This window comes from Jatrophihabitans sp., from assembly GCF_036389215.1.
GTDB lineage: Bacteria > Actinomycetota > Actinomycetes > Mycobacteriales > Jatrophihabitantaceae > Jatrophihabitans_A.
In genome coordinates, this window is the sequence record NZ_DASVQG010000125.1 from 1 (window position 1) to 5,922 (window position 5,922).

Annotated in this window: 6 protein-coding genes and 1 pseudogene; 3 read left to right on the forward strand and 4 right to left on the reverse strand. The window is 70.8% G+C overall.

Going from position 1 to position 5,922, the window contains the following annotated elements; genetic code table 11:
- A partial coding sequence (locus VF542_RS05620) for an AMP-binding protein (protein WP_408650722.1) occupies positions 1-1,752 on the reverse strand: 1,752 nt, incomplete at its 3' end.
- 45 nt (positions 1,753-1,797) lie between these two features.
- Positions 1,798-2,514, reverse strand: a complete 717-nt coding sequence (locus VF542_RS05625; protein WP_408650723.1) for an alpha/beta family hydrolase — start codon at positions 2,512-2,514, stop codon at positions 1,798-1,800.
- Here VF542_RS05625 and VF542_RS05630 point away from each other — a divergent pair.
- Positions 2,513-3,265 carry an SOS response-associated peptidase gene (locus tag VF542_RS05630; RefSeq protein WP_408650724.1) on the forward strand — a complete coding sequence of 251 codons (753 nt, stop codon included), beginning with the start codon at positions 2,513-2,515 and terminating at the stop codon, positions 3,263-3,265. The genes VF542_RS05625 and VF542_RS05630 overlap by 2 nt on opposite strands.
- 16 nt (positions 3,266-3,281) lie before the next feature.
- Here VF542_RS05630 and VF542_RS05635 read toward each other — a convergent pair whose 3' ends face one another.
- Both VF542_RS05635 and VF542_RS05640 read right to left on the reverse strand, forming a co-directional pair.
- On the reverse strand, positions 3,282-4,295 hold the full coding sequence (locus VF542_RS05635; RefSeq protein WP_408650725.1) for a hypothetical protein: 1,014 nt from the start codon (positions 4,293-4,295) through the stop codon (positions 3,282-3,284).
- A gap of 167 nt (positions 4,296-4,462) precedes the next feature.
- Positions 4,463-4,990, reverse strand: coding sequence for an RNA polymerase sigma factor (locus VF542_RS05640; RefSeq protein WP_408650726.1), 528 nt, complete (start codon positions 4,988-4,990; stop codon positions 4,463-4,465).
- Positions 4,991-5,240: 250 nt separating this feature from the next.
- Here VF542_RS05640 and VF542_RS05645 point away from each other — a divergent pair, with 250 nt between their 5' ends.
- Positions 5,241-5,486 carry a DUF6158 family protein gene (locus VF542_RS05645; RefSeq protein ID WP_408650727.1) on the forward strand — a complete coding sequence of 82 codons (246 nt, stop codon included), beginning with the start codon at positions 5,241-5,243 and terminating at the stop codon, positions 5,484-5,486.
- Positions 5,487-5,546: 60 nt separating this feature from the next.
- A pseudogene (locus tag VF542_RS05650) lies at positions 5,547-5,922 on the forward strand (3-phosphoshikimate 1-carboxyvinyltransferase); the annotation flags it as partial.

Sequence of the window (5,922 nt, forward strand, 5' to 3'; positions counted from 1 at the left end):
GTCGCGGAACTCGCCGGGGGAGCGCTCGGTCCGCTCGCTCTCGCTGTTCCGCAGCTCGACCCGACGGATCTTGCCGCTGATGGTCTTCGGCAGCTCCGCGAACTCCAACCGGCGGATCCGCTTGTACGGGGCCAGGTGCTCGCGGGCGTACCCGAGGATGGAGCGTGCCGTCTCGGCGTCCGGTGTGAAGCCGCCGGCCAGAACCACGTAGGCCTTGGGCACCGAGAGCCGGAGTGCGTCGGGAGCGGGCACGATGGCGGCCTCGGCCACGGCCTCGTGCTCGATCAGCACCGACTCCAGCTCGAACGGGCTGATCCGGTAGTCGCTGGACTTGAACACGTCGTCGGTCCGCCCGACGTAGGTGATGTAGCCGTCGTCGTCGATGGTGGCGACATCGCCGGTGTGGTAGAGCCCGTGTGCCATCGCCGCGTCGTTGCGCTCGGCGTCGTCGCGGTAACCCACCATCAGGCCCACCGGCCGCTCGGTGAGATCGAGGCAGATCTCGCCCTCCGATGCTCCCTCAGCTTGAGCCGCCACTTCGGTCCGCTCCTCGCTCGTTCCTCGCTGCGATGCTCCCTCAGCTTGACCCGTCACCGGGTCGGCCAGCACCACCCGGTAGCCGGGCAGCGGCCGCCCCATCGATCCTGGCTTGACCGGTTCACCGGGCGGGTTGCCGATCTGGGCGGTGGTCTCGGTCTGGCCGAAGCCGTCCCTGATCGTCAGCGACCAGGCACGCCGCACCCGCTCGATCACCTCCGGGTTCAACGGCTCGCCGGCCCCGACCACCTCGCGCAGCGGCAACTGCCACTTCGTCAGGTCCTGCTGCACCAGCATCCGCCACACGGTCGGCGGCGCGCAGAAGGTGGTCACGCCGGCGTCGCGCAGGACGTCCAGCATCCGGGCCGCGTCGAAGCGGGCGTAGTTGAACAGCACCACGGTGGCGCCGGCGTTCCACGGCGCGAAGAAGCATGACCAGGCGTGCTTGGCCCAACCCGGCGAGGAGACGTTCAGGTGCACGTCACCGGGACGCAGCCCGATCCAGTACATCGTCGACAGGTGCCCGACCGGATAGCTGAGGTGGGTGTGCTCCACCAGCTTGGGCTTGGCGGTGGTACCCGAGGTGAAGTAGAGCAGCAGCGGATCCGAGCCCGCGGTCGGCACCTCCGGCTGGTAGGGCTCCTCGAAGCCGGCGGCCTCGGCGTAGTGCAGCCAGCCGGCCACCGGCTCGCCCACCGCGACCGGGATGTAGTCGCCGGCAGCCTGTCGATCGGCAGCGCCGAAACCCGCGGTCAGGTCCGACCGGCTGATAACGGCCCCGACAGCGCCACGCTCCAGCCGGTCGGCGATGTCCGCCGGCGACAGCAGCGTGGTGGCCGGGATGATCACCGCGCCCAGCTTCATGCAGGCCAGCATGGATTCCCACAGCTCCACCTGGTTGCCGAGCACCAGCAACACCCGCATGCCGCGGCTGACGCCGTTGGCGGCCAGCCAGCCGGCCAACCGCGACGACCGGTCCGACAGCTGCCCGAAGGTGTAGCTCGCCCGGCTGCCGTCGTCCTCGATCAGCCGCAGCGCGTCCTGGCCGCCGCGCTCTGCTGCCAGCACCCCGTCGAAATACTCCAGCGCCCAGTTGAACCGTTCCGGCCGCGGCCAGTCGAACTGCCGGTAGGCGCGGGCGTAGTCGCCGCGGGTGTCCAGCAGCAGGTCGCGGGCGGCAAGGAATTCGGTGATGCCGGCGGTGTCGTCGCTCATGTCCCGACTCTGGCACTGCCGCGATCGGGTTGTCACGCCCGACACCTACTCCAGGTCGGCGATCCAGCCCGCGACCAGCTTGCCGATCCCGGCGGTGTCGCGCCTGAGCCCATGGTCGCCGGGCATCTGCTCGACCCGCCGGCCCGGGGCGGGATCGGGCATTCCGAACGGGTCGCTGACGCCCTGCACGACCAGCACCGGAACCGGCACGCCGGCCAGCTCCGGCAGCCGGGACTTCTCCGGGCGGCCGGGCGGGTGCACCGGGAATGCCAGCGCCACCACCGCCACCGCCCGCGGTGTGGTGGCCTCGTCCGCGGCCGTCCGGCAGGCGACCCGGGCTCCGGAGGACCGGCCGCCGTAGACGAAGTCGAGTCCGGCGGTGGCCTTGCGCCTGCCCAGCGAGGCGATCACCGCGCGCCAGGCCTGATCCAGCGTGCCGATCGGCGGGATCGACTTCTGGCCCGCCACCCGGTACGGCTGGGTCACCCGGGCGACACTGATCCCGCCGGCCAGGCAGGCCTTGCGCACGGCCAGGATGTCCGGTGCCTCGACCGAGCCGCCGGCTCCGTGCCCGATCACCAGCAGTCGTCGCGCGCCCGTCGCGGTGTCCAGTTCGACCACCGCCGGGCCGACGGGGGTCGCGATCGTCAACCGTGGCATCGCCTCACCTGCTCCTCCTTCTTCCCCCGCCCGGGTTCCTGGATCGCCATCCTGCCGCATCGAGCGCTGCCCGCAGCGGCGGTGCGGCACAATCGAGGTCATGTGCGGTCGCTACGTGAGTTCTGCCTCGACAGCCGATCTCCTCTCCGAGTTCGAAATCGAGGAGGTGGTGGGTGAGCAGCCGGCGCCGTCGTGGAACGTCGCTCCCACCGATCCGGTGCGGGTGATCCTGCAACGGCCGCCGAAGGAGTCCACCCAGCAGGGCGAGCCGGAGAAGGCGGTGCGCCAGCTGCGGACGCTGCGCTGGGGACTGGTGCCCAGCTGGTCCTCCGATGCCAAGGGCGGCGCCCGGATGATCAACGCCCGGATCGAGACGGTGACCGAGAAGCCGGCGTTCAAGAAGGCCGCGGCCCGTCGCCGGTGCCTGCTGCCGGCCGAGGGCTACTACGAGTGGCAGAAGACCGATAACGGCAAGGTCCCGTACTTCCTGCACGACCCGGACGGCCGGCTGCTGGCGATGGCAGGGCTCTACGAGCTGTGGCGCGATCCGGCGCTGGCGGAGGATGACCCAAACCGGTGGCTGTGGACGTGCACGGTCATCACCCAGCAGGCCACCGACCTGCTGGGTGAGATCCACGACCGCAACCCGGTGCTGGTGCCGCCCGAGCTGCGGGCGGCCTGGCTGGACTGCTCCAGCGACGACCCGGCGACCGCGCGCCAGATCCTGGACCAGATCCCGGAGGCCCGGCTGGAGCCCTACGTGGTGGCACCGGCGGTGGGCAACGTCCGCAACGACGGGCCGGAGCTGATCGAGCCGGTCGCCGTACCGGAGCAGGAGCGCCTGCCGCTGTGAGTCGCCGGAGCAGCCGTCACCGCACCGGCAGAAGAGGGCTGATTCCGCCCGTATTGCGGACGAGATCCGTCACGGCCTTCACGAGTGCATCGGTGCGTTGCCCGGTCCGGCTTCCGTTGGATGCGCCCAGGTCGCCACACAACCCGAGTCGGACCACGACGACCACCGGCTTTCCAACCGGGTAGTCCGCTTGGATCCGGTAGGCCTCGCCATCGCTGGCGACGTCGTTCCCGGCGATCGTGTTCACGTCCCCGGCGGAGGTGTGGCATAGCTCGGGCGAGAACGTGTCCGGGTCCGCTCGGTTGAGGCCGGGCGGCAGGTGGGCCAGCACGGTGACCAAGCCGGTCGCTTGCGGGCCGGTCAGGGCAGTGCCTTGCTCGATGCGGCCGAGGACATAGCGGCACACCCGCAACACGGTTGGCCGTCCGGGAATCAAGGTATCGGCGGCGCCCTCTCGCGCCGGCGGCTTGTTCCGAGGCAGCTCTGCCACGTCTGCGACCGCCGCCGGGCAGCCGTGGCTGTCGAACGCGTTGACCTGAAGGGAGCCGGCGAGGTCGGCTCCGGTCTGTCCCTGGGCCGGGACGATCAGAACGGATGCCCGCAGTGTCGGGACGGTGTACCCGAATGCCGCCCGAGCCGCCCAGAGCCCGTCGGTGCGAGTGGCGGCGATACCGCTGATCCTGGTCTTGGTGATCTTGATGGGCCCCGTCAGTCCCAGCGGGTCGTCTCCCTCGATGAACTCGACGAACGCGATGCTCGGCGTATCGGTGGACCCGCACTGTAGGCGAGCGCCAGGTAGACCGACGTATTCCCGGCTGAGGCTGCAATCTTCGCCACCATGTGTCAGCCATGAGTTGGGGACGGTCCATGAGCTGGGGACGGTGATGCTGAGGCCATGGAAGGTGACCGTCTGGAACCCGGGCCGGGCTGTCGCGGTGCTGGTGACCCCCCCGATCGAAGGCGCGGCCGTCCGGTCCAGGTGCAGGTACCTCGGCAGGCCGATCACGGTGGCCACCACGATGGCGGCCATCGCCACGCCTGCGCCGATTCGCAGCACGACCGTGCTCCGGCGAGCGGGGGCAGCGGCAGCCATCAACGATGCCGGAACGGCAACCGGCTGCGCCGCTGCGCGCGAAGCACGTCCCCACTCCGACAACCGGGCGTCGATCTCGGCGTCCGCATGGTTCGCGTTGTCTGTCACGACGCCTCCAGAAGCATCTTGAGCCCTGCCCGAGCAGCGCTGAGATGAGTTTTGACCGAAGATTCACTGATGCCGAGGACCGCCGCCACCTCGACGACGGCGAGATCTGCCAGGTAGTGCAGCGTGACGACCTGGCGCTGGCGCCTGGACAATCTCCCAATCGCACGCTCGAGATCGACCCGGTCGCCGCTCGGTCCGGCAAGGCCGCTCGCCGGCTGCTGCGAGGTCGAATTCGTCCATCGCCAGCGCGTGCGATGCCGGCGGGCTTGGTCCAGCAGGATCGCGACCAGCCACGAGCGGGGGGTGCCCCGGTCAGACCGAAAGGTCTCCCGACGACGCCAGGCCCGCAGCAGCGCTTCCTGCACCACGTCGGCGCCTGCGGCGGCGCCGACCTGCCGCTCGGCCAGGGCCGCGAGTGCGGCCAGGTGCGGCGATACCCAGTCGGCGAAGCCGTCGGCCGTCGCGGGGATCGTCGACGCCTCAACGGCGTCGACGATGACCTCGCGGCTGGTCGATTTGCCCACACTGTTGATACGCCACGGAAGGCCTCCTGGGGTTTAGTCGGCATCACGCCAGACTGTAGGCAGAGCTGTGGAATCTCGCGGACGTTTCTGGATCATGCGGTTGCTGGTGACCGGCGCTCGCGATGGACGCCCGCACGTCCGGCGCCGTCCGCAGGGCATAATCTCAGCGAGGCGCGCGGTGCCCAGGCCGCGCGGCAGGACTGGCGCCAAGCAGCGGCTGCCAGATCGCACCTGAGGCTGAGGAGCTTTGATGGCCGAGCACCCGCACGGTATCGATCCGGCAGCACTCGCCGACGAGGATCTTCGACGCGAGCTCAAGCACCTGCACGAGACCCGGCACGACACCGTGCTGGGCGGCAGCGAGGACGCTCTGGAGCACCACACCCGGCGGATGCTCGACCTGGAGGCCGAGTTCCTGCGCCGCTTCCCGCAGGAGGGTGCGCCGGACCCGCGCCGCACCCGGGCAGGCAGCCGCAGCGAGGCGGGCCAGGACTGAGGATTCCGTGCGGTGGCGCCGGGCGGCCGCGCCGCCGCGCCCTGGCGGCCGTGCCGGCTCATGAGCTTCCATACTGAAGGCGTGACAGCCGAGCCCCACCCGTCCTGGACGGCGCCGACGGCCGACGGCCCGGTGATGGCCACCGTCGAGCTGCCCGGATCGAAGTCGCTGACCAACCGGGCGCTGGTGCTGGCGGCACTCTCGGCGACCCCGACCCGGATCAGTGCGCCGCTGCGGGCCCGCGACACGGTGCTGATGGCGGCGGCGCTGCGCAGCCTCGGCGTCGGGGTGCGCGACGACGGCCCGGACTGGCTGGTCTCCCCCGGTGAGTTGCGGGGCGGCCCGGTGGATTGCGGGCTGGCCGGCACCGTCATGCGGTTCGTCCCGCCGCTGGCCGCGCTGGCAACCGGCGACAGCCACTTCGACGGCGACCCGG

Bases quoted from the DNA above. Each gene is read 5' to 3' on its own strand.
- VF542_RS05630 (WP_408650724.1), top strand. From the start codon at position 2,513: ATGTGCGGTCGCTACGTGAGTTCTGCCTCGACAGCCGATCTCCTCTCC.
- VF542_RS05625 (WP_408650723.1), bottom strand. From the start codon at position 2,514: ATGACCTCGATTGTGCCGCACCGCCGCTGCGGGCAGCGCTCGATGCGG.
- VF542_RS05635 (WP_408650725.1), bottom strand. From the start codon at position 4,295: ATGGCCGCCATCGTGGTGGCCACCGTGATCGGCCTGCCGAGGTACCTG.
- VF542_RS05645 (WP_408650727.1), top strand. From the start codon at position 5,241: ATGGCCGAGCACCCGCACGGTATCGATCCGGCAGCACTCGCCGACGAG.